We start from the raw sequence: 25255 nt of genomic DNA, 5'->3' as shown, positions 1-25255 counted from the left end.
GTTTTTTAATGGTAGCGAAACTATCATGAGCGTTTTGTTTTATAACCTGCTCATTCGGTTTCCTGATTTAGTTTGTTTTATTATATCCATAGAGTAAAAATTAAAGCAAAGGTTTATTAACAGTTTAATTTTTATAATATTTGAACGTCTGGCCCCTGAGTAAAACATACATTTGTACCATGTCAAAACTGAATAACGGTTTTTACCGCACACTAATTATTGCATTAAATTTTATTGCTGTTAATGTTTTTGCACAAAAGGAAAGCTATATACAAAGCTTAAATACAAAAAATCACTGGGTCGATTCTGTTTATAAAAGCTTAAGCCGCAGGCATAAAGTGGCACAATTGTTTTTTATAAGGGCTCATACCAATAAAGGCAAGATGTATGAAGACTCTGTTGCCAGAGTGATAAAAGACCAGCAAGTTGGTGGCCTGGTATTTTTTCAGGGCGGACCCGGCAGGCAAGCAAACCTGGTTAATAAATATCAAAAACTGGCCGAAGTGCCCTTACTAATATCCATGGATGGCGAGTGGGGCCTGGGTATGCGCCTTGACTCAACTATATCATACCCATATCAGATGACACTGGGCGCCATACAGGATAATAACCTGATATACAAAATGGGGCAACAGGTTGCTTATGATTTTAAAAGGCTGGGCATCCAGATAAACTTTGGGCCCGATATGGATGTAAATAATAACCCCAATAATCCGGTGATCAACTATCGCTCCTTTGGCGATAATATGTATAACGTGGCCAAAAAAGGCATCGCTTATTTTAAGGGGATGCAAGATGCCGGTTTGTTAACCACTGCCAAACATTTTCCGGGTCATGGCGATACCAATGTTGATTCACATCTGGATCTGCCTCTGTTGCCCTACAGCCGCGCCAGGTTGGATTCGCTCGAAGAGTATCCTTTCCGCGAAGCCATCAATGAGGGCATCAGCGGGGTAATGATAGCGCACATGAACATCCCGGCGTTGGATAGTACCAAACATTTGCCATCAACCCTGTCGCGTCCTATTGTAACGGGTATTTTAAAAGATTCTCTGAGGTTTAAGGGCCTGGTAGTATCTGATGCTATGGAAATGAAAGGGGTTACAAAATATTTCCCCAATGGCGAAGCCGACCTAAAAGCCTTTTTGGCAGGTAACGATATTATTGAACTGTCAGAAAACTCTGACCGTGCTATCAAGCTTATTCGCAGGGCGCTGCGTAAAAATCTTATCAGCCCCGAAGAATTTCAGACCAAAGTAAAAAAAGTGCTGGCCGCCAAATACTGGGCCGGACTTAACAGCCGTCAAAACATTTCGCCCGTAAATTTAAATGCAGATCTAAACAGGCCGGCAGCAAAAGAACTGGTACAGCAATTAAGCGATGCCTCGGTAACGCTGTTGAAGGGTAATTCGGCAGCGTTAAAACTTAATCCATTTTTAAAAACCGCCATAGTAAGTATTGGTGTGGATGCACCCACGGTTTTTCAGCAGGAACTGGCTAAAAGTTTTCCCAACTGCAGATTATTTCTGATTAATAAGAACACGCCGGCTATTGAAATTAGAAATATATTGACTTGGTTAAAACAGTACAACCAGGTAATTGTGGGCGTGCATGACACGCGCCTTCGCCCGCAAAGCAAACTGGACTACAGCAGCGATGTTCGGTTAATGATAGCCGACCTGGCTTCGCGTAAAAATACCGTAATGAGTGTTTTTGCAAATGCCTACACTATTGCTGGCTTGCCAGGCATCGAAAAAAGCAGTGCTTTATTGGTATGCTACCAAATGAGTCCTGAATTGCAAAAATCAGCGGCAAAAGTGATCACAGGTAGCTTAAAGCCAACCGGCAAATTACCGGTGAGTGTTAACGTGTTTTTCCCTACGGGAACAGGGATAGGGCTGCAGTAGATGTGTTTGTTGGAGAGTAAACTCACCCTGGCTTTGCTTCGCTCGCCATCCCTCTCTACGCCTTTGGCGTAAAGAGGGATAAAACAGATTTGTCATGCTGAACAGAGTGAAGCATCTATTATACTGGATCCTTAGTTCAAAAAGATTTTTCGCTGTCGCTCAACATGGCAAAATTATATTGAATAACCCTCTTTCCGGTGCAGCCGAAGAAAGGGTCGACAAGCGGAGCGTCGTCGGGGTGAGTCTTCGCCAATAAGCAGTTGACTTCCCACTGGCTTTTCGTAATTTTACTAAACAATTATGCAATCTAACCTCAATAAATATAACGAGAAATTTCAGGCCGCTTTAGCCGGACTAAATCCCGAACAACTGGCCGCTGTTAATAAAATGGATGGCCCGGTTTTGGTGGTGGCCGGACCGGGTACAGGGAAAACACAGATACTGGCTGCCCGTATAGGCAAAATATTGACCGATACCGATGCCCTGCCGAGCGAAATATTATGCCTTACCTATACCGATGCCGGCGCGGTGGCCATGCGTAAGCGTTTGTTTGAATTTATTGGCCCTGATGCTTACCGCATTAACATTTATACGTTCCACGCTTTTTGTAACGAGATCATCCAGGAAAACCTGGAGTATTTTGGCAAGCTGAATTTGGAATCATTGTCTGACCTGGAATCGGCTATGCTGTTTCGTGAATTGGTTGATGATTTTGACAATGACCATTTATTGAAGCGTTTTACCGGCGATATTTATTACGATACCAAACGCCTGAAAGACCTCTTTTCGACAATGAAACGCGAGAACTGGGATGCGGATATGATTGAGCGGGCAGTTCAGGAGTATCTTGATGATATCCCCAACCGCGAGGAATTTGTGTACAAAAGGGCAAATGCCAAAACAGGTATAAAAATAGGCGACCCCAAACAGAAGGATATTGATGCCGCTCATGAAACTATGAGTAAACTATTGGCAGCTGTGGGTGAATACAAAAACTATGATACCAAGATGAAGGCCCGCGGCCGTTATGATTATGACGACATGATCATTTGGGTGCTCCGGGCTTTTAGTAATAATGAAGAGATTTTACGCAAGTATCAGGAACGCTATCAATACATTTTGGTGGATGAGTTTCAGGATACCAGCGGTTCGCAAAACGAGCTGCTGCGCTTTTTACTGAATTATTGGGATGTGCCTAACGTGTTTGTGGTGGGCGATGATGACCAGTCTATCTTCAAGTTTCAGGGTGCCAACATGAAAAACATCCTTGATTTTGCTACTGATTATGTTGATACGCTGCATACGGTAGTGTTGAAACATAATTACCGGTCCAATCAGCATATCCTTGATATTTCAAAAGCGCTTATCAATAATAATTTCGAGCGTTTAACCAGTCAGCTTAAGCTGGATAAGGACCTGCGCGCATCACACCCTCGCTTTGCCGAAATGCCGGTTGAACCAGTAATCCGTGAGTATGAAAACCCCGATCAGGAATTGGTTGATGTATCGGCACAAATAAAACAACTGATTGATAATGGCACGCCGCCGGGCGAGATCGCGGTGATATACCGTAACCACAGCCAGGTTGAGGAAATGATAAAATACCTCGATATTCAAAAGATAGCCGTGAACACCAAACGCAAAATTGATATCCTGACCCAACCATTTGGCGAAAAGATCATCAATATTATGCGCTACCTCGCCATGGAGATCGATTCGCCGTATAGTGGTGATGAACTGCTGTTCGAGATCATGCATTACGATTTCTTTAATATAGCTCCAATTGAAATTGCTAAAGCAAGCATCGCGGTAGCAAAAGAAAATTACGGCACTATCAACAACTATAAACCTAAAACATCTCTGCGCCGTTATATTCATGAAATGCGCTTGCCTACTCAAGCAGATCTGTTTGATCCGGGGAAAAATGCAGAGATGAAATATCTCCTCAACAATATTGATGAACTGCTTAAATCGGCTTTGAGCACTACGCTGCAAGCATTTTTTCAGGATGTAATAGCTAAAATGGGTATCCTGCGCTATATTATGCAGCAAACAGATAAGGGCGGGCACATGCAAATGCTCACCAGTTTTTTTGATTTTCTGAAAGATGAAAGTCGCAAGGACCCCGAAATTAAACTGGCCGACCTGATTGCAACCATCGATTTGATGAAAAAGAACGGCATCAGGTTGGATCTTAACCAGGTAATATTTTCAGACAATGGTGTAAACTTTTTAACCGCGCACGGTTCAAAAGGACTGGAGTTTGAGCATGTATTTTTTATAGGCTGTGATAAACGCACCTGGGACAGCAAAGGCCGCAACAATGGTTTCAGCTACCCAGATACTTTAACACAAACCACATCAGATGATATTGCCCAAAAGGAAGAGGCCCGCCGCCTGTTTTACGTGGCTATTACCCGTGCCAAGCAACACCTCTCAATATCATACGCTAATAAAGACAAAAAAGCAAAAGACCAGGAGGCCAGCCAGTTTGTAGGCGAGATATTGGCCAGTACTGATTTGCAGGTGCAGTATCCAAAGGTAATGGAAACGGCCATGCTTGGTTTTTATATGACCCAGTTTAGCGAGGCCGATAAACCAAAAGTTGAATTGCTTGATAAAAACTACATCAACCTGCTGTTGCAAAATTATACCTTATCGGTAACGCATTTAAGCAATTATCTCGATTGCCCGCTGCGGTTTTATTTTCAATGTTTAATCAGGGTGCCGTCGGGTAAAAGTCCGTCGGCTACATTTGGACAGGCAGTGCATTGGGCGCTTAACAAAACTTACAGGCTGTTGAAAGACAATGACAATGAGTTTCTTTCAACTGAACAGTTTATGAATGAGTTTCGCTGGTATATGGCCCGTAACAGGGATTCATTTACGAAGGAAGAATTTAAACTGCGTGTAGCCTACGGCGAAAAGATACTGCCGCTGTACTATGAGCAGAATGTGACCAACTGGAATAAGGTAGCCATTACCGAGCGCACCATTAAAAACATTGAGATAGGTGGCGTACCTATAAAAGGTAACCTCGACAAAATGGAGTTTGACGGCAAGCATGTAACTGTAGTGGACTATAAAACCGGTAAGCTAAGGAATGCCAAAGACAAACTGCTGCGCCCAACCAATGAGAATCCTAACGGCGGCGACTACTGGCGGCAAGGGGTATTTTATAAAATACTGGTTGACCATGACCGCACCAACGACTGGGAAGTGGTAAGCACCGTTTTTGATTTTGTAGAACCAGTAAGTGAGGGCGAATATCACCGCGAAAAATTTGTGATAACCCCCGGGGACATAGAAACGGTAACCGAGCAGATCACCACTACCTATCAAAAAATAATGGCACACGATTTTAACACCGGATGCGGCAAAAAAGAATGCGACTGGTGCCATTTTGTTAAAAGCAATTTTAAACAAGCCGATGAGATTTTGGGAATTGTTAGTGAAGAGGAAGAGGATGCATAGAATCATTATTAAACAGAAAATGTCATTTCGATACGAGGTACGAGTGAGAAATCTTGTACACCGTGCAAAGTTCGCATGAAAAGTTGTCGAAGATTTTTCGCTATCGCTCAAGAGATAGTTTCTCTCTATCGTTCGAAATGACATTTGTTATTCAACATGCATATAAAAGTCCTCTCCTTTGGAGAGGATTATTACATGAGGGCTTCGCCGTTTAGGTGAGGCAAAAATTTATTAGTTTTGTACCATGTATTTCTTCAGAAAAAAAGATCCTAATAGGCCAACAAACATCAATCTACGGATCATGCATTTCATTAATGCATTAGCTATCCTCATGTTTTTGGCGGGGATCATTTATAAACTGATACAAGTGTTCATATTTAAAAAATGATGACAATAATAAACACCAATAACGCGCCAGCCCCTATAGGGCCTTATAGCCAGGCCACCGTAGCCGGAAACTTTGTATTCGTATCTGGTCAGATACCGCTTAACCCGGTCACTGGCGAGCTCATAACCACTGGTATAACAGATGAAGCGGTAATGGTAATGGAAAACATCAAAGCCATTTTAACAGAGGCCGGTATCGGTTTTGAGAACATTGTAAAAACCAGTATATTTTTAACCGATCTGGGCAATTTTGGTCAGGTAAACGATGTGTACGGAAAATATTTCACAGCCAATTTTCCTGCACGCGAAACGGTACAGGTATCGGCATTGCCAAAGGGTGTTAATGTGGAAATATCGGTTATCGCGATAAAATAAGAGCCTCACCCAACCCTCTCCTGAAGGAGAGGGCTTTTGAATAAAAATTCTGAAATTTAACAACACGCTTATAAAAGTCTCCCCTTCAGGGGAGATTTAGAGGGGCTTACCTATGGATCCTTTTCAAACGCCACTTGTATATTTAAAAGGTGTAGGCCAATCCCGGGCCGAGGTGTTGAAAAAGGAACTGGCTTTAGCAAATTTCGAGGATCTTTTACGGCATTTCCCTTTCAGGTATATTGACCGCACCCGTTTCTACAAAGTAAAAGATATTCAGGCCGATTTGCCTTATGTGCAGGTGCTGACCCGCATCATCAGTAAACAAATAGTTGGCGAAAAGCATACCAAACGCCTCGTAGTTCAAAGTCGCGATGATACAGGTGTACTTGAACTGGTATGGTTTAAAGGTATCAACTGGATAGAAAAAACCATTATTCCCGGCAGTGTTTATATTGTATTTGGCAAGCCCGGCTTTTTTAACGGACAGGCTCAAATGGCGCATCCAGAGATGGAACCATATTCGCCGGCAAACATGCAGCGGCAGGGCAATGCCACGCTACAACCGGTATACAACTCAACCGAAAAACTAAAGCAGTTTCAGTTGGATAGTAAGGGCATTCAAAAGCTTACCGCGAGTTTACTTGATCAGCATGCCAAAGATATCCGTGAGAATTTGCCTTTGTATATCATCAATCAGTTTAAATTGATTGACCGGGCCAGCGCTTACCGCAACATTCATTTTCCCGCTGATGCCAATTTGCTGAATGAGGCCATCCTTCGGCTAAAGTTTGAAGAACTGTTTTTATTACAACTCAAATTATTACGGAATAAATTACTGCATACTCAAAAGTTTAAAGGCAATATATTTAATACTGTTGGGCATTACTTTAATGATTTTTATCACCATAAACTACCCTTTACCTTAACTACTCCGCAAAAACGGGTTTTAAAAGAGATACGCCAGGATACCCAGCGCGGCGTACAAATGAACCGTTTGTTGCAGGGTGATGTGGGCAGCGGTAAAACTGTGGTGGCCCTTATGAGTATGCTCATAGCTGTTGATAATGGTTTCCAGACTTGTATCATGGCCCCTACAGAAATATTAGCCAGTCAGCATTATCAAACCATATCAAGTTTGGTAGGTGATGATTTTATTGAGGTGGCCCTGTTAACAGGTTCTACGCCTCAAAAAGTCAGAAAGGTATTGCACCAAAAGCTGGAAAGTGGCGAACTTAAAATACTGATAGGCACACATGCCCTTATTGAGGATAAGGTGCAGTTTAAAAACCTGGGCTTTGTGGTGATTGATGAACAACACCGTTTTGGCGTAGAACAAAGGGCAAAGCTGTGGCGTAAAAATGCCATACCACCTCATATCCTCGTTATGACGGCCACGCCCATACCCCGCACACTGGCCATGACGCTGTATGGTGATCTTGATGTTTCTGTAATTGATGAATTACCAGCCGGTCGTAAACCTATCCAAACGCTCCATTTTTATGAAAACCAGCGCCTGCGGGTATTTGGCTTTATGAAAAAGGAAATTGCCCTGGGCAGGCAGATCTATGTGGTATATCCGCTGATAAAGGAAAGCGAAAAGCTTGATCTGAAAAATTTGGAGGACGGCATCGCGGTGATGTCGCGTGAGTTTCCTTTGCCCGATTACCGGATCAGCATTGTGCATGGTAAACTAAAACCCGCCGAAAAAGAATTTGAAATGCAGCGCTTTATCAAGGGCCAAACGCAAATCATGGTAGCCACTACCGTAATTGAGGTAGGTGTAAATGTGCCCAATGCATCAGTAATGATCATTGAAAATGCCGAGCGTTTCGGGCTGTCGCAATTGCACCAGCTGCGTGGTCGGGTAGGGCGCGGTGCTGAGCAATCGTATTGTATTTTGATGAGCAGCCATAAGTTAAGCCATGATGGTAAAATAAGGCTGGATACCATGGTTAAAACCAATAACGGCTTTGAAATATCAGAGATCGACCTGCAACTGCGTGGTCCAGGTAATTTGGAGGGTACGCAGCAAAGCGGTGTACTCGATTTAAAGGTGGCTAATCTGGCAACCGATCAGGAACTGCTGATCAAAGTGCGTAAATGTGTTGAACATATTTTTGAAAAGGACCCGCAACTGGCCCTGCCCGAAAATCAGGTGCTGCACCATGCCTTTGAAGCAAAAAATGCTGGTTTAAGCTGGGATAAGATCTCCTGATATGTCCTTTTTTCTGCCAAAATATTACATTTGTTAAAACTGATCTTACTTATATACTCATGAAGAAAATTACCTTATTACTGGCTGTGCTCTTTACGGCCACCCTGCTCCATGCGCAGGATTCATTGACCATCCGCAAAATTTATGATGAAGCCCTGGTAAACGGCAAGGCTTATGAAAACCTGCATTACCTGTGCAAAAATATTGGGCAGCGGTTAAGCGGCTCTGCAAACGCGCAAAAGGCGGTGGAATGGAGCAAAAAATTAATGGAAAGCTATGGCTTTGACAAAGTGTACCTGCAGGAGGTAATGGTACCGCATTGGGTTAGGGGTGCAAAGGAAACGGCTTTCATTATTGATGGCAAAACCCGCATCCCGGTTCCTATCGCGGCTTTGGGTATGTCGATAGCTACACCGGCGACAGGCATTACTGCAAATGCAGTGGAAGTACGCAGCCTGAAAGAGCTGGAAACGCTGGGCGAGGCCGTGATAAAAGGGAAAATAGTTTTCTTTAACCGCCCGTTCGATCCGCGTTTTATTGAAACCGGCCATGCCTACGGCGCCGCAGGCGACCAGCGTTTTATGGGACCCGCTGCAGCAGCCAAATATGGTGCTGTTGGCGTTATTGTACGTTCGTTAACCGAAAGTCTTGATGATTATCCGCACACTGGTGCAACACTTGCCGGCGAGGGTGTGAAAATTATACCGGCAGCAGCTATATCAACCAAAGCAGCCAATAAGTTAAGCAATATGCTGCGCTTACGTAAACTGCCACTTGTTAAATTTTACTTTAAACAAAGCTGCCAGTTACTGCCCGATGTATTATCATACAATGTAATTGGCGAGCTGACCGGCACTGAAAATCCGAATAAATTTATCAGCGTAGGTGGTCACCTGGATTCATGGGATTTGGCCGAAGGCGCGCATGATGATGGTACTGGTGTAATGCAATCGGCCGAAGTGCTGCGTATATTTAAAGCGGTAGGCTATCATCCTAAAAATTCCGTGCGCGCGGTATTTTTCATGAATGAGGAGAATGGCCATAAAGGCGGGTTAAAATATGCCGAACTGGCTGCGCAAAACAAGGAAGAGCACATTGCCGCTATTGAAACTGATGAAGGTGGGTTTACCCCGCGTGGTTTTAGCTTTGATGGCGTATCTAAAGATTTTATTAAAAATGTTAATGACAAGTATAAAGCCCTGTTAGAGCCTTATGAAGTTGACCAATTGGTAGCAGGCGGCAGCGGTACCGATATTGAACCATTGAAGGAAAAACTTCCGGGTATTATCCTGATCGGTTTCCGCCCGGATTCGCAGCGTTATTTTGACATTCACCATACCCCAAATGATGTTTTTGAGAATGTAAACAAACGCGAACTGCAATTAGGTGCAGCCGGTATGGCCGCGTTTATATACCTGATAGATCAGCATGGGTTGTAGGTTTCTGAACCTTGATTTTCAGGATTAAGGGATTACCATGATTTTTGTAGAGACGCATCACATGCGTCTCTTTTTAATTAAATAGGGGTGAGGTATGTGCGATTCCCCTCTTGAGAGGGGTGGAGGGGTGTGTTTCTTCAGATATAATGCACACACACACCTGCCAGCCCACAAATCCTCGCGCCCCCTCTCAAGAGGGGATCTCATAGCAGGGGCGGATTTAACCGGCACATCAAAAAAACCTATAAAAACCTTAAATCGTGCTACTAAATCCCAAAACCGTATTGTAAATTTGCAGCACATCTAAATCAACATAGTGGCCGAAGAAGGTAGTAGTACTCCCAAAATTGATTCCTTTGCAGCATTGCGATATAAAGATTTCAGGTCTTACGTCGGGATGCGCTTTTGTTTCACCTTTGCATATCAAATGCAGGCTGTTGTTATCGGCTTTTATATTTACCAGATCACTAAAAGTGTTTTCGCGCTTGGCCTGGTGGGTTTGTTCGAGGCTATACCGGCAATAGGCATCGCGCTATACGGCGGCTATATTGCTGATAAGTCTGAAAAACGGAAGATGCTGCTCATCATATTCGCTATGGTTATCATCACCTCGTCGGTGATGTTTACTGTTACGCTTAAAAGCATGAGCGGTATTATTCATACCAGTTGGATAGTGCCCATCATTTACTCCATGATATTTTGTAATGGTGTTGCCCGGGCATTTTATGGCCCTGCTACTTTTACCGTTTACGCGCATAGCATCCCTAAAGAAGTTTACCCCAATGGCAGTACCTGGAGCAGTTCGAGCTGGCAGATAGCATCCATTGTTGGGCCGGCAACCGGGGGGCTTATTTATGGTTATGCCGATAAAATTATACCAGGATTAACTGGTATCACCGCAACATTTGCCGTTATCATCCTGTTCATGATCATATCATTGGTGCTGGTTTTTATGCTGCGTAAATATCCGCCGGTATTCATCCCAAAAGAGAGTATCTGGAAAAGCCTGTCAGAAGGGATACACTTTGTGTTCCATAATAAAATGATGATCGGGGCTATGAGTCTTGACCTTTTCTCGGTGTTTTTTGGTGGTGCGGTAGCGCTTTTACCGGTATTTGCCAACGAAATATTAAAAGTAGGCGCCGAAGGTCTGGGTATTATGCGTGCAACATCATCATTGGGAGCTGTTTTAACCATGCTGGCTATGGCGCGTTTCTCGCCAATGGGTAAGCCCTGGCGTAACTTACTTATCGCGGTTACAGGTTTTGGTCTGTCCATCATTTGCTTTGGTTTATCGCGCAGCTTTTACCTTTCGCTGCTGTTTTTATTTACCGAGGGAGCTTTTGATAGCATCAGCGTAATCATTCGAGGTACTATTATGCAGCTTTTAACCCCTGATCATATGCGAGGCCGTGTATCAGCTGTAAACCAAATGTTCATAGGCTCATCAAACGAAATTGGCGCTTTTGAGTCAGGAACCGCCGCCCGTTTACTGGGAACGGTACCGGCTGTAATATTTGGCGGCAGCATGACCATGCTCATAGTAGGTGTCACCTACCTTAAAACCAAAAAACTCATCCCCCTCTCGTTAAATCAGATACAACCACCAGCGGTTGAAGTAAAATCTGTTGTATAACAGATATATCAACAGCGTCTTAGTAATGTCAATTCATCTTTATATCTTAGGCTTTTAGGTTTTTTACGTCTATTAATTTTAAAAGAATTAGTTTATGAGAATTACAAAATGGACTTTAGCGGTTATTCCTGCTATTATTTGGGTATCATGTAACCAGAAAAATCAGGAATCATCGACAGACGATGTTTCTAAGCGGACCGTGTTTTTTGATAAAACCGGCATGGACACTACCGTAAAACCAGGTGACAACTTTTATTTGTACGCCAGTGGTAATTGGTTAAAGAAAACAGAAATACCGCCATCGCAAAGAGGCTGGGGCTCATTTTATACCTTATATGATGACAATCAGAGAAATCTGCATAAAATACTGGAAGAAGCAATTAAACAGAATAACGCGGCTGGAAGTAAAGAGCAAAAGGTAGCCGATCTTTATATCAGTGGTATGGATACGCTTGGTATTGAGAAGCTTGGCTATGAACCTGTTAAGCCATTGTTGGCAAAAATTAATGCAGTAACAAATTACCAGCAATTAGTAAGTCTGGCTGCCGATGGCTACAAAAATGGCGACGGCTTTTTGTTCGGGTTTTCTGTATCGCCCGATGACAGGATAAGTACCCATAATATTGCCCATTTTGATCAGGCTGGTTTAGGTTTGCCCAACAGGGATTATTATTTTAATACCGACTCGGCTACGGTTAAAATACGAGCGGCGTACCTAAGGTATATAGCTAAGTTGTTTACGCTAACAGGCATAGATGGGGCAAGCGCTATTAAAAGGGCCGATGGTATTTTAAAACTCGAAACGGCTATTGCCAAATCGCACCTGACCCCAACCGAACTGCGCGATCCGGTTAAAAATTATAACAAATTTGCCGTGGCCGACCTCCAAAAGCAAATTCCTGATATTGATTTGAAAGATGCTTTTAAGCGTATGGAACTAAACGCCGACACCGTTTTGGTTGGTCAGCCTCAATATCTCAAAGCATTGGACGATTTGCTAAAAACGCAGCCAATTGATATTTGGAAAGATAAAGCTGCTTTTACCGCTTTGGATAACGCATCAACCAGCCTCGGTAAAAGTTTTAGGGATGCCAACTTTGAATTTAATGGTAAAACATTGAGCGGACAAAAACAACAGCAGGAACGCTGGAAAACCGTTATTGAATCGATTGATGGTGGTCTTGGCGAACTGCTGGGGCAATTATACGTTGAAAAATATTTTACTCCTGATGCCAAGCAGCGTATGCTGGCCCTGGTGAATAACCTGCAGACTGTATATAAATCGCGTATTGAAAAGCTGGATTGGATGAGCCCTGAAACAAAAGAAAAAGCGCTTGCCAAGTTAGCGGCCTTTACCAAAAAAATAGGTTACCCCGATAAATGGAAAAACTATGATGATGTACAGATCAACAAGGATACCTACTATAAGAACCAGGAATCAATGGCTCGCCATAAATACAACGAAATGATTAAAAAGGTAGGTAAGCCGGTTGACAAAACCGAGTGGGGGATGACACCGCCAACGGTTAACGCTTACTATAACCCAACCTTTAACGAGATCGTGTTCCCGGCCGGTATATTGCAATTCCCTTTCTTTGATAAAGACGCCGATGACGCCATTAATTATGGTGCTATTGGGGCTGTAATTGGTCATGAAATGACCCACGGTTTTGATGACCAGGGCCGCCAGTATGATAAAGATGGTAACCTGAAAGATTGGTGGACCAAACAGGATGCCGACAAATTTAAAAGCCGGGTGCAAATAATGATTGAGCAATACAACAAATTTACCGTGTTGAACAACCTGCATGTAAATGGCAGCCTTACCCAGGGCGAAAACCTGGCTGATATTGGTGGGGTGGCCATAGCTTACGAAGCATTTAAAAACACTGCCCAGGGCAAGAGTGATAAAAAGATCGATGGTTTTACACCCGATCAGCGTTTCTTTCTGTCGTTTGGCCAGGTGTGGCGTATAAAAACCCGCGACGAAACGATGCGTATGCGGATCAGCGTTGACCCGCACTCACCCGAAATGTACAGGGTAAATGGTCCGCTGTCAAACACCCCGGCATTTTACAAAGCGTTTGACATAAAACCAGGCGATAAACTTTACCGTGCAGAAAATGAACAGGTAAAAGTTTGGTAAGCAATTATTGCCTGTGAAGACACCGGCAATGGAAAAAATAAAAAATGCCACCTGTTTTGCAGGTGGCATTTTTGTTATCAAATATCGTCATGCCGAATTTGTTTCGGCACCCCACATGTAAAGTGTACAACATGCAAGATACTCATTCTATAAGATCCTGAAACAAGTTCAGGATGACAAAATGAATGGATGTTTAAAGTCTCCCCTTCAGGGGAGATTTAGAGGGGCTTTTACCCCAGTACGTTATCTACCCAGGCTTTGCCCCAGTTTTCTACTTCCTCATCGGTCCATAAAGATGGGTAAAATATGCGTTTCTGGAAACGCGGGGGCAGGTATTTTTGCCAGTTGGTACCACCTGTGGCTTTGATCTCCTCGGGCTCGCGGTTCAGGTAGCGCACGGCCGATTTATAATGCGATAATGGCCAGTTCACATTTACGTTGACATCCAGTTGTTTTAATTCTGTTTGCAGCTCAGGGTATAATTGCCCTGCTGCTTTAAACTGCAGGGCAAGCGCGTTAAAATTATGGTTAACATTGGCCTTGCCCAATTCAATAAAAGCCTTTGAATATTTTTTTTCGAACTGTTTAAGAGTGAGTGTTTTTTTACCGGTCGATAGCTCGGTGGCACCAAATTTCCAGTACAGGTATTCAAACTGATCTTCGATGGGGGCATTGCTTAGTTCTTCGCGCTTATCCTTAGCTACCAGGTTTATAAAATCGGTAGCGTATATCTCGATCATGCGGTATTGGCCCGACTGAAATCCACTGGCAGGGAGTAATGACATCCGGAATTTCAAGAACTGTTCCTTCTCCATTCCATCAACCATGATCTCGAACGATTGGGTAAGCGCTTCAAAATACCGGTTAATTCGTTTTAACCTTGCGGTAAAAAACTCGGCGGTTAAGGGTTGGGCCTCTGCAATTTGGCGGCACTCATGTAAGGCCAGCTTAAAATACAGTTCGGTGATCTGGTGGTATATGATAAATATCTCTTCGTCAGGGAACGGCGTTTTAGGGTTTTGCAGGCTAAGCAGGGTATCCAGATGGATATAATCCCAATAGGTTAAAAAATCGGCATGTAGCAAACCGTCAAGGTAGGAGTTCATATCCTGCCCCATAGCTTCATATTTTTCTTGCAAGCGTGCCAGGCGATCTTCAATTTCAGGATGGAAATGCATGATCAAAGGTAATAAAATTGGGTTATCTGTAATGTTGTGGGCGGTGTTTGCTGTAATCTGGTAAGTATCTGCAAAAAATATAAACTTTTTAGGGGAGTAAATGTCTTTATAGCAAATGTGCCGAGAAAATTTTGATGCAGAAAAATTTAAGCTTAAACCCTATGAAGATCAGTAAAGTAATTATTGGTATTGACGATAGCGCTTATGCGCACAATGCAGCAGCATATGGCTTTGATGTAGCCCGCAGTTATAAGGCGGCGGTAGGTTTGGTTCATATTATTGAACCTACTATTATACCTCCCACTCCCGGAGATAATTTAACCGGGATACCAATGGATAGTACCCTGGGCATACAGGAAGCCGAATTAACAGACATACAAACCACTCAATCTGAAATACTCATTGAACGTATTATAAAGGAGTTTGGAGACGGGTTGGAGATAACAACCTATATGCAATACGGTTCAAGAGCCGACGGAATAATTGATTGCAGCAAAGAGTTTAAAGCTGACCTCATAGTTGTAGGAACCCATAAGCGTTCAGGCTTTGAACGACTATTATCAGGCAGCGTAGCCGAAGAGGTGGTACGCCACTCTAAAGTGCCCGTATTGGTAGTGCCGTTTGAGGATTAGTTGTGGTTCGGGTTTCGTGTTGCGTGGTTCGAGGGGGATTTGTAAAGCATGAAAAACATCTTTACCAAGGTTCAAACCCGACCCTGGCAACCCGACCCCCGCAACAGATTATCTAATACAGCAACCTAAACTTTATAGTATGTTCAATGGCTTTTAGTTCGTTAAGTACCTGAGCATCATAGCCTGTATTTACATCGGTAATTACATAACCTATCTGGGCGTTAGTAACCAAAAACTCACCCACAATATTAATGTTGTGGCGGGCAAATACATCGTTTATTTTGGCCAGTATACCCGGTATATTTTTGTGAATATGTATTAAACGGTGGGCATTGTTTATACGCGGCGGCTGCAGATCCGGGAAGTTGCAACTGGTATGCGTTTTACCCTCGTTCATGAAAGCCATTACCCTGCGGGGTATAAAATCATTATTGTGTGGGTTATGCTTGGGGTCGTCAAATATAATGATGCCGCAATCTGTAGCCGTATCGGCCAGTTTGCGGTTACTTTTGCCAAAAATACCTATTACTTTAAGCCGGCCGGCATTCTGGATCTGCTCCGGGTTGGGCTGATTGGCTTCATCACAAAATAAAACGCCTGCTTCTTCCAGGTATTTTTCTTCAATGCTTTCGCGGTGGCGCAGGTTATAACCTTCTTTCTTCATCTGGGCCAGGGCGTCTTCGTCTACATCACCTACTATCAGGCATTTGATGCGATTTTTGGGGTATGATATGGCCCGCGGCAGTTTGTTAAGGTACAGAAACTCATCAAAACTGGGTGTAATATGGTCAGCCTTTTCGGCTACTGATTTACGTTCGATATTTTCGGTAAAGGCAAAGAATTTTTTGATCATGCCCGATTCCTTCAGCTGGAAATCAGAATAGCCATCGCCAATACCATAAATATCGCCGGGCAATTGCAGCTCTTTCAGTAATTTTACCTTACCGCCTTCCTGCGAAAGCGGGTTTTCCCTGTCATACCCAATGATGTTGCCATCATCATCAAATACAAAAGTATTGGCGTAAATATTTTCTTTTTTTATGTGATATTCGGTTACTACCGGGGTAATAAATTCCTTGAAACCACCAGATACGATCAAAACTTCGTCCTGATGGTTTTTAAAGAATATGGTATTGCGTGAAAACGAGGTGGATACCTTTTTCTTGAGATGGGTGATGAGTTGCTTTAAATGATCGCGGTTGGCCTGCAACAGTTTTACCCTTGCCTCTAAACTTTGTGTAAAGGATAGTTTACCCTCCATAGACGCATTGGTCAGGTCTTCAATCTGTTTATAAATATCCTCGCGGTCGGGATGATTTTTGAGAGAAATGCGGGCCAGTTCGTCAAGGGCCTCAACCTGTGTAAACGTGCTGTCGAAATCAATAATAAAGTACTGCTCCATCTTGGGTGCAAATGTGCAAAATTTTTTGCTGATGAGCGGGAAGGAGTTTAATATATTGACGCTATGAGGATAATGGAATGTGGACGATGGATCATCAACCCATGTCATTGCGAGGAACGAAGCAATCTCACCAAGATAGACTATTCGCTTATCAAGGGTGATTAGCATAATGAGATTGCCACGCTACGCTCGCAATGACAAGTTTAGTTTGTTGATAATATCTACTGTGTTATTGCTGGAAAATTTTATCTCACTGCTTCAACGCCTTACAAACTTCCGCTATCGTTTCACTCACCGGTTTAAATTTAAAATCAATAGCTTCCTTAATTTTGGAATTATCAAACTCGCGGATCTGTGATGCTGCCCGGGCTGATGTTTTATCAATGGAAGGATCTTTACCGGTTAAAGCCGCTATAATAGCTGCCCCGCGCCAGGCCAGGCCCATCATCCAGGGTTTAGCTAATTTTGCGGGTGGTTTTACACCGAAATCGTTGGCGATTTCGGTGGTTATTGCTTTATAAGTATAGTTTTCGGCGCTGATAATGTAACGTTCGGCAGCAATCTCGCTGTTCATGAGGGCTACCATACATTTGGCTACATCCTCCACATCAACAAAACCTCCGCTGCCGCCGGTATAAAATTTGAGGCCCTTACGTACGGTCTCGAACAAAGCACCAGTACCTGTTGTGCCGGCGCTGACACCTAAAATAAGGGAGGGGTTTACAATTACCGCATCCAAACCTTCGGCAATGCCGCGCCAAATCTCCATTTCACTTTCCAATTTTGATATGGCATAGCCATCATTATCGGCCGACTGCTCCAGGTGATGGTTCTCTGTGATCAGTTCGCCGGGTTTAGCTACGCCAATTGCCGCTATGGAACTTACATGAACTATGCGTATGCCCCGTTCTGCGCACAAATTAACCAAATTGGCTGTTCCGGTAACGTTGGTGTTGATCATCGGCTTTTTATCAGCCTCTTTTAACGATACCCATGCCGCGCAATGGTAAACCTGGGTAATGCCTTCCAGGGCGTCAGCAAGCGCAAATACATCCATCATGTCGGCATCAACCCATGTTATAAGGTCATGAAAGGGGTTCAGCAATGCAGGTATTTTGGAACTACTCCTTTTGGTGCAGCGAATCTGTGCCCCTGAACTAACCAGCAGTTTTGCCAGTTCGGCCCCTAAAAAACCCGTAGCACCAGTAACTAAAATCATATTGCAAATGTGATTATAAATGTTTGAAATTTATATTTGCAAATTTCAAAACTTGCAGATGAGTAAATGACTCTGATAATTCATAAATTCTTTAATTCAGGTTCAGACAAAAAATCTGCACCTTTGCACATCTGGAATCTGCACATTTGAAACATTATGTCCTTAGCTGATTTTTTTACACCCATTGATCTTAAAAAGATCGCTCCTAAAAAGGGGTATTATACCAGCCAGCTTGGCGATAAAATTGTGCATTATTCTGTTGATTTTCCTGATCTGGAGGAGAAAACAGACCTGGCCATCATCGGCGTTATGGACGACCGGAATGCCATCGATAATCCGGGTTGCGCGCTTGGCCCCGATTACATTCGCGAGAAACTTTACCTGCTTCATGAGGGCGGGTATAGTGTAAAAATTGCCGATCTGGGTAATATACGCGCCGGGGCCACGGTTACTGATACCTATTTTGCGCTTAAAACCGTAGTAGGCGAACTGATAAAGAAAGATATTATTCCCATTATACTGGGTGGCGGGCAGGACCTTACCTACGCGCAATACCTGGGTTATGAAGACCTGGAACAAAAGGTTGACCTGGTAGTGATCGATTCGCATTTTGACCTGGATGAGGATGAAACCCAGGACACGATGGAAACTACCTCGCAATCATATCTCAATAAAATATTTTTGCACGAGCCAAATTATCTGTTCAACTATAGCAATCTGGGTTATCAAACTTATTTTGCCAGCCAGGAAAGCCTGCGGGTAATGGATAAGCTTTATTTTGATGTACATCGCCTGGGCGAACTGAGCGGAAAGGTGGCCATTACAGAACCCGCCATCCGTAATGCCAGCATGATCAGTTTGGATGTAGGTGCAATCCGTTCCTCAGATGCTATGGGCAATGCCAACGCCACGCCCAATGGGTTTTATGGTGAAGAAGCCTGCCAGCTGTGCCGTTACGCCGGTTTTAATGATAAGCTAAGTTCCATTGGCTTTTATGAGTTTAATCCGGCTTATGACAGCAACGGGCAAACCGCGACACTGCTGGCGCAAATGATATGGTATTTTGTAGAAGGGGTTTATAACCGCAAACGTGATTTTCCGCTTAATCCCAAAAGTCAGTACCTTATTTATAAAACAAGTTTAAAGCACGAAGATCAGGAGGTTGTGTTTGTGAAAAGCAAAAAGTCAGACCGTTGGTGGATGCAGGTACCTTATCCCACGGGAGGTTCACGTAATGAGCGTTTTCACCTGGTTCCCTGCAGTTATGATGATTATAAAATGGCCGCATCAGGTGAGCTGCCTGATCTGTGGTGGCGCACTTATCAAAAATTAAACTAATAATATTATATTAATAATTATAATTCACACAGCTTTTTAACGTTAACAAAGCTTATAGTTTTTATATTCTGATGAAGAAATTGTTTTTTTGCATAGCGGCCATGTTGCCAGTAATGGCATTTGCCCAAACCTCCGATACTTTTACTGTTAATGGTAAGCTGGGTACCATCGGTGCTCCGGCTAAAGTGTATTTGATATATCAGTTAGGCGCCAATAACGTTGTCGATTCGGCAAATGTTGCCAATGGTGCTTTTAGCTTTACCGGCAATTTATTAAACCCGGTGAACGCCACTTTAGCGCTTGATTACAAAGGTATTGGACTTGCAAAATATGTACAGCTGAATTATGCTGATGGTGGCCCGTCAAAAACAGCCGATGATCTGAACCTTTTTCTTGAAAAGGGTACAATTACCATCAGCAGTAAAGATTCGATATCAAAAGCACAAATTACAGGGTCGCCTTTAAATGACGATAACAGAAAACTTACCTCACAACTGGCTGTTATTAATAAAAAGGCACAGGCATTAATGACCGAAGCAAAAACCGCTACGCCCGAACAGCAAAAAGCGCCTGATTTTCAAAGCAGGATGCAAGCCCGGTATAAGAATATCCAGGCCGAGCAAAATGCCGCACTTAAAAACTTTATTACCAATAACCCCAATAGTTATTTGAGCCTGCTGGCCATTAACTCGGTAGGCGGCCCCGCGCCTGATCCTAATGAAATTGAGCCGTTATTTAACGGCCTGTCACAAAGTTTAAAGGATACCGAAGCTGGTAAAAACCTGAAACATGGTATTGATGGTTTAAAAGTAACCGCAATTGGTGCTGTAGCGCCCGATTTTATACAAAACGATGTAAATGGTGCGCCGGTTAAACTATCATCATTCAGGGGTAAGTATGTGCTACTTGATTTTTGGGCATCATGGTGCGGCCCCTGCAGACAGGAAAATCCTAATGTGGTACGCAACTATAACAAATATAAAGCAAAAAATTTTACCGTAGTTGGTGTATCGCTTGATAAGCCTGAAGGTAAATCGGCATGGCTTGATGCTATTAAGAACGACGGCCTGGCTTGGACACAGGTATCTGACCTTAAATTCTGGAACAACGCGGCCGCCGCGCTTTACCAGGTAAGCTCTATCCCGCAAAATTACCTGATTGATCCTAACGGAAAGATCATTGCTAAAAATCTGCGTGGCGAAGACCTTGACGCCAAACTGCAGGAGTTGTTTGGAAAAATTTAGTGCCCAACTGTATACATATAGGCGAATTTTATTGCAATATTTTAATTAATAAGTATTTATATAATTGAAATAATACTAATTTGCGTTATGAACATTAGCGCAATTAAAAAAATAACCTTAATGGCAATAGCAGGCTTGCCTGCTATTGTTTTTGCACAGGATGCCAAATATACCGTACAGGGTAAAATAGGCGAGAACAATGCCCCGGCTAAAGTATATCTTGAATATCGTGTTAAGGGCAAAACGGTGATTGACTCTGCTACCCTAAAAGATGGTAAATTTCAGTTTACAGGTGTAGCCGGCAGTAACCCCAATTATGCTGATATCGCTTTTAATGCTAAAGGCACCGGGGTACACGATGCTGTGGATTATCGCTCCATTTATCTGGAACCGGGTATTATTACCGTAACTACAACCGATTTATTGGCTAATGCAAAGATTGAAGGGACCAAAACCAACCTTGAAAACGAGAAATACCAATTGGCGCAAAAGCCAATAAATGATGCTTATAAAGCCTTGGATGATAAACAAAAGGCAGCCACACCCGAGCAGCAAAATTCGCCGGAGTTTATGAAGCAGGCAAAAGCCGATGAAAAAGCAATAGACCAGCAGAGTGCCGCTACAGATAAAAAATTCATCCAGGAAAATCCTGATTCATTTATCAGCTTAAACGCATTGGAATCATTTGCCTACAGTGCCGATTATGTAGACATTGAGCCATTGTTTAATGCCTTATCACCTGCTTTGAAGCAAAGTGAAGCAGGTAAAAAGTTTGCCGAGCGGATGCCTAAGTTAAAGGCAGTAGCATTGGGCGCAACCGCGCCAGAGTTTGCCGAGGCCGACACCAGCGGTAAGGTCATCAAGTTGTCGTCATTCAGGGGTAAGTATGTTTTGATTGATTTTTGGGCCTCATGGTGCGGGCCTTGCCGCAGGGAAAATCCTAATGTTGTACAGGCTTATAATCATTATAAAAATCAGAAATTTACCATTTTGGGTGTATCGCTTGACAGGCCAAACGCTAAAGAAAAATGGTTGGCAGCTATACATAAAGATGGCTTAACCTGGAATCATGTATCTGACCTTAAATTTTGGGATAGCAAGGCCGCCACTTTGTATGCAGTACGCGGTATCCCTCAAAATTTTCTACTCGATCCTAATGGAAAGATCATCGCTAAAAATCTGAGAGGTGATGACCTGGAAGCTAAACTGGCCGAAATATTCGGGAAGATTTAATTGGTTCATTAGTTCACTTTTTCATTAGTAACCACTTCATAAAAAAAGCCAGATCAATTCAATATGTCTGGCTTTTTTATATGTGTATATTAAACTTGTCATTTCGACGAACGGAGGGTGGTTTTGAGCGTTTGCGTACGGAGAAATCTTATACGCTGTGTTTTTTATGTAGCATAAGATTTTTCGCTATCGCTCAAGAGGTAGTTTCTCCTCGTACCTCGTCGAAATGACATTGTTAGAAATTAAAAGTTTAATGAACCAATAAACCAATGAACTACAATAAGTCAAACCCAATATCGCGCCTGAAATACATGCCATCATAATAAATACGGCTGGTATCGGCAGTGGCTTGCTGCAGGGCAGCAAACATATTATCCTGCAGAGTGGTTATAGCTAAAACCCGGCCGCCTGTGGTTATCACATTTTCACCATCGATACTTGTACCGGCATGAAAAACTATCGACTCACGTACATTCTCTGTTCCGGTTATTACTTTGTTCTTCATGTACTCGCCGGGATAACCGCCAGCAACCATTACTACGGTGGCCGCGGTTTTATCGCTTATAATTAATTCTTTTTCGTTTAAATTTCCTTCGGCAACGCCCAACAGCAGATCAACAAAATCCGACTCAATGCGCGGCATAACACTTTCTGTTTCAGGATCGCCCATGCGGCAGTTATATTCAATTACCCATGGCTCACCATCGCTGTTCATAAGGCCGATGAAAATAAAACCTTTGTAAGGGATATTTTCCTTTTTTAAACCTTCAACCGTTGGGATGATCACCCTTTCCTCTACCTTTTGCATAAAGGCAGCATCGGCAAACGGCACCGGCGAAACAGAGCCCATGCCACCCGTATTCAGGCCGGTATCACCTTCGCCAATACGTTTGTAATCTTTGGCTTCGGGGAGTATTTTATAATGGGTGCCATCGGTCATTACAAAAACCGAAAGCTCAATACCTTGTAAAAATTGTTCAACCACAACCCTTGAGCTGGCTTCGCCAAACTTAGCTTCGGCAAGCATTTCAGTTAGTTCAAGCCGGGCTTCTTCCAGCGTGGTGCATATCAAAACACCCTTACCAGCTGCCAGGCCGTCGGCTTTTAATACAACCGGTAAACCAGCCGTAGCCAGGTAAGTAAGACCTTCCTGCAGGGTATCTTTGGTGAAAGTTTTGTAGGCCGCGGTTGGTATGTTATGCTTTTGCATAAACTGTTTTGAAAAATCCTTGCTGCCTTCCAGTTGGGCGGCTTCCTGTTGTGGGCCTATTACAGGTATGCTTTTCAGTTCATCATCGGCAAGAAAGAAATCGTGAACACCTTTTACCAGCGGCTCCTCGGGGCCAACCAATACCAGGTTAATGCCATTGCTTAAAACAAAAGCTTTAATACCCGCAAAGTCGGTAACCTTAAGGTTAACATTTGTGCCATATTGTTGTGTACCGGCATTACCGGGTGCAATAAACAGTTTTTGGCATTTAGGGCTTTGCGATATTTTCCAGGCGAAGGCACTTTCCCTTCCGCCTGAACCGAGGATCAGGATATTCATGGCGGCAAAGATAGTTATTTGCCTGTAAGTTTCGACCGATGGCCTTATACGTAAAATTCTCTTAGTGATTAAACTAAGAGAATTTTACAAGGGGAATTGAAGGTGATTTAAACGTCCAGTACAGGGGCATCCTTTATTTTTTCGAGCACAGATGCCGGCAGGTATGGCCTGCCGCCGGTTGCAGGTACGCAGGTGCCGGTAAATACGGCTTTGGTCATTACCTTGTTGTTTAAGATAATAGACTGTTTAAAATGTAATTTAGGCGCACCCGCCTTGTCGGCGAATAGCTCACAGGTAACCTTAAACTCATCGCCCTTTTTTAATGACCTTAAAAAGCTGATGCTATAGTTCGATAAAACCATATATACGCCATTTTTTGCTTCGGTGTCAAAATCAAAGCCCAGCACTTCGCGGATGTAATCGTGCCTGCAATACTCCATATAAAACGGATAATAGAGGCCGTCCATAATTTCCTGAACATCTATGTGCTCATCCTTTGCCACGTAGTTTTTTGAATATTCCATTTGTGTATATTTTATAGGTAGGCGGCAAATATATTAAAACAAAAAATCCCGGCTATAAGCAGCCGGGATTTTTATTAGCTGTGTTTGCCTGGGTTTATTTGGCAAGCGCGTTTTTAATTTCAGTACCAGCCTGAACCACAACAGCCTGAGTGCCGGGAACATGAGCTATAGGGTTAAGCAATCCCCAGTCGTGGATCATGCCATTGTAGCGCATTGATTTTACTTTAACACCAGCTTCGTCCAACTTGCGTGCGTAAGCTTCACCTTCATCGCGCAGCACGTCGTTTTCAGCTACTGCTACTACTGCAGGAGGCAAGCCTTTTAATTGTTCAAGGGTTGCTTGTAATGGCGATGCATATATTTCTTTACGTTTTTCAGGATCGATAGTGTAATTATCCCAGAACCATTTCATAACACTTTTAGTCAGGAAACGATCTGTAGCATATTTGTTGTATGACTCTGTTTCAAAATCGGCATTGGTTACGGGCCATAATAGTACCTGCAATTTAATTTCGGGTCCCTTTTTTTCTTTTGCCATCAGGGCAACCACGGCCGCCATGTTACCACCAACACTGTTACCTGCTACTGCTAAGTTTTTACCGTCAACATTGATCTCACTGCCGTTTTCAGCCACCCATTTTGTAGCGGCATAGGCCTGATTAATAGCTGTAGGATATTGAGCTTCGGGCGATGGGGTGTAATTCACAAACACTGCTGCCGCGCCTGATGCTACCACAATATCGCGAACGAGGCGCTGATGGGTAGGGAAATCGCCAAGCACCCAGCCACCACCATGGAAAAACATGAACACCGGCAACACACCTGTTGCATTAGCGGGTTTAACAATATGTAATTTGATGGGCTCACCATCGGCGGTAATTGTTTTTTCGGTAATGGTGATATCGGAGTAATCAAACTTTACTGATTCCTGAGCACCTGTCAGCACGGCACGTGCATCTTTTGGCGAAAGCTCTTCAAGTGGTTTGCCGTTACCTGAATTAAGCACTTTCAAAAATGCCTTAATATTACTTTCAATGTTTGGATCTTGCTGCGGATCAATAGGTTGAACATTTGTTTGGCCTGTGCTAAGTGTTAAAATAACTGAAGCAGGTTTGTTGGGGGTGTTTTGAGTTTTCATGCTGTATATGTTTTTAATAGTTGATTATTCGTTTGAACATAACAAAGATACATTGCCAATTAAAGCAACTCAATGCACAATTTTAGACATATATAGCACATTTTTCCCCTGGAGGCCCCCTACCCCTGAAGGGGGAACTTTTTGATTTGCTTGCAAACTACTCACCCTGGCTTTGCTTCGCTCGCCATCCCTCTCTTCGCCTTCGGCGCAAAGAGGGGG

Annotated in this window: 18 protein-coding genes; 12 read left to right on the top strand and 6 right to left on the bottom strand. The window is 43.2% G+C overall.

Annotated elements, in window-relative coordinates:
* Positions 1-179 precede the first annotated feature (179 nt).
* The 8 genes from M2273_RS23850 to M2273_RS23815 all read left to right on the top strand — a co-directional run bounded on the left by M2273_RS23850 (position 180) and on the right by M2273_RS23815 (position 13579).
* Positions 180-1907, top strand: a complete 1728-nt coding sequence (locus tag M2273_RS23850) for a glycoside hydrolase family 3 protein (RefSeq protein ID WP_429400290.1) — start codon at positions 180-182, stop codon at positions 1905-1907.
* A 300-nt stretch (positions 1908-2207) separates the two neighbouring features.
* Entirely contained in the window at positions 2208-5381 is a 3174-nt protein-coding gene (locus M2273_RS23845; RefSeq protein WP_429400289.1) for an ATP-dependent helicase, read from the top strand.
* Between the two features lie 244 nt (positions 5382-5625).
* On the top strand, positions 5626-5769 hold the full coding sequence (locus M2273_RS23840) for a DUF6728 family protein (protein ID WP_321562784.1): 144 nt from the start codon (positions 5626-5628) through the stop codon (positions 5767-5769).
* Entirely contained in the window at positions 5766-6143 is a 378-nt protein-coding gene (locus M2273_RS23835) for a RidA family protein (RefSeq protein ID WP_429400288.1), read from the top strand. Before M2273_RS23840 ends, M2273_RS23835 begins: the two co-directional genes overlap by 4 nt.
* 112 nt (positions 6144-6255) lie before the next feature.
* Entirely contained in the window at positions 6256-8358 is a 2103-nt protein-coding gene (gene recG / locus M2273_RS23830; protein ID WP_429400287.1) for an ATP-dependent DNA helicase RecG, read from the top strand.
* A gap of 59 nt (positions 8359-8417) precedes the next feature.
* Positions 8418-9797, top strand: coding sequence for a M20/M25/M40 family metallo-hydrolase (locus tag M2273_RS23825; RefSeq protein WP_429400286.1), 1380 nt, complete (start codon positions 8418-8420; stop codon positions 9795-9797).
* Between the two features lie 316 nt (positions 9798-10113).
* Positions 10114-11433, top strand: a complete 1320-nt coding sequence (locus M2273_RS23820; RefSeq protein ID WP_429400285.1) for an MFS transporter — start codon at positions 10114-10116, stop codon at positions 11431-11433.
* A gap of 94 nt (positions 11434-11527) precedes the next feature.
* On the top strand, positions 11528-13579 hold the full coding sequence (locus M2273_RS23815) for a M13 family metallopeptidase (RefSeq protein WP_429400284.1): 2052 nt from the start codon (positions 11528-11530) through the stop codon (positions 13577-13579).
* Between the two features lie 230 nt (positions 13580-13809).
* Here M2273_RS23815 and M2273_RS23810 read toward each other — a convergent pair whose 3' ends face one another.
* Positions 13810-14757, bottom strand: coding sequence for a tryptophan 2,3-dioxygenase family protein (locus M2273_RS23810; protein ID WP_429400283.1), 948 nt, complete (start codon positions 14755-14757; stop codon positions 13810-13812).
* A gap of 161 nt (positions 14758-14918) precedes the next feature.
* On the opposite strand from M2273_RS23810, the gene M2273_RS23805 reads away from it, so the two are divergent.
* Complete coding sequence (locus tag M2273_RS23805; RefSeq protein WP_429400282.1) at positions 14919-15389, top strand: universal stress protein; 471 nt, start codon at positions 14919-14921, stop codon at positions 15387-15389.
* 112 nt (positions 15390-15501) lie between these two features.
* On the opposite strand, the gene M2273_RS23800 is transcribed toward M2273_RS23805, so the two are convergent.
* Together M2273_RS23800 and M2273_RS23795 are read right to left on the bottom strand one after the other, a co-directional pair.
* Positions 15502-16791 (bottom strand): HAD-IB family phosphatase, encoded by a 1290-nt coding sequence (locus M2273_RS23800; protein ID WP_429400321.1) that lies wholly within the window; start codon positions 16789-16791, stop codon positions 15502-15504.
* A 250-nt stretch (positions 16792-17041) separates the two neighbouring features.
* Positions 17042-18010 (bottom strand): SDR family NAD(P)-dependent oxidoreductase, encoded by a 969-nt coding sequence (locus M2273_RS23795; RefSeq protein WP_429400281.1) that lies wholly within the window; start codon positions 18008-18010, stop codon positions 17042-17044.
* A gap of 156 nt (positions 18011-18166) precedes the next feature.
* On the opposite strand from M2273_RS23795, the gene M2273_RS23790 reads away from it, so the two are divergent.
* The 3 genes from M2273_RS23790 (at position 18167) to M2273_RS23780 (ending at position 21825) form a co-directional block, all read left to right on the top strand.
* Positions 18167-19348, top strand: coding sequence for a formimidoylglutamase (locus M2273_RS23790; protein ID WP_429400280.1), 1182 nt, complete (start codon positions 18167-18169; stop codon positions 19346-19348).
* A gap of 71 nt (positions 19349-19419) precedes the next feature.
* Positions 19420-20592, top strand: coding sequence for a redoxin domain-containing protein (locus tag M2273_RS23785; RefSeq protein WP_429400279.1), 1173 nt, complete (start codon positions 19420-19422; stop codon positions 20590-20592).
* Between the two features lie 120 nt (positions 20593-20712).
* On the top strand, positions 20713-21825 hold the full coding sequence (locus tag M2273_RS23780; protein ID WP_429400278.1) for a redoxin domain-containing protein: 1113 nt from the start codon (positions 20713-20715) through the stop codon (positions 21823-21825).
* 274 nt (positions 21826-22099) lie between these two features.
* Here M2273_RS23780 and purD read toward each other — a convergent pair whose 3' ends face one another.
* From purD to M2273_RS23765, 3 genes are all read right to left on the bottom strand, one after another.
* The gene (purD, locus tag M2273_RS23775) at positions 22100-23374 is read right to left on the bottom strand and encodes a phosphoribosylamine--glycine ligase (RefSeq protein ID WP_429400277.1); all 1275 of its coding nucleotides are present in this window, start codon (positions 23372-23374) and stop codon (positions 22100-22102) included.
* A gap of 107 nt (positions 23375-23481) precedes the next feature.
* Positions 23482-23898, bottom strand: coding sequence for an acyl-CoA thioesterase (locus M2273_RS23770; RefSeq protein WP_429400276.1), 417 nt, complete (start codon positions 23896-23898; stop codon positions 23482-23484).
* Between the two features lie 94 nt (positions 23899-23992).
* Positions 23993-25036, bottom strand: coding sequence for an alpha/beta hydrolase (locus M2273_RS23765; RefSeq protein WP_429400275.1), 1044 nt, complete (start codon positions 25034-25036; stop codon positions 23993-23995).
* Positions 25037-25255: the final 219 nt, after the last annotated feature.

Origin of the sequence: Mucilaginibacter lappiensis, from assembly GCF_050433765.1 — a bacterium.
Classification (GTDB): Bacteria; Bacteroidota; Bacteroidia; order Sphingobacteriales; family Sphingobacteriaceae; genus Mucilaginibacter; species Mucilaginibacter lappiensis_A.
Note: the sequence above shows the minus strand (reverse complement) of the source record. Positions and strands in the feature narration are given on the sequence as shown.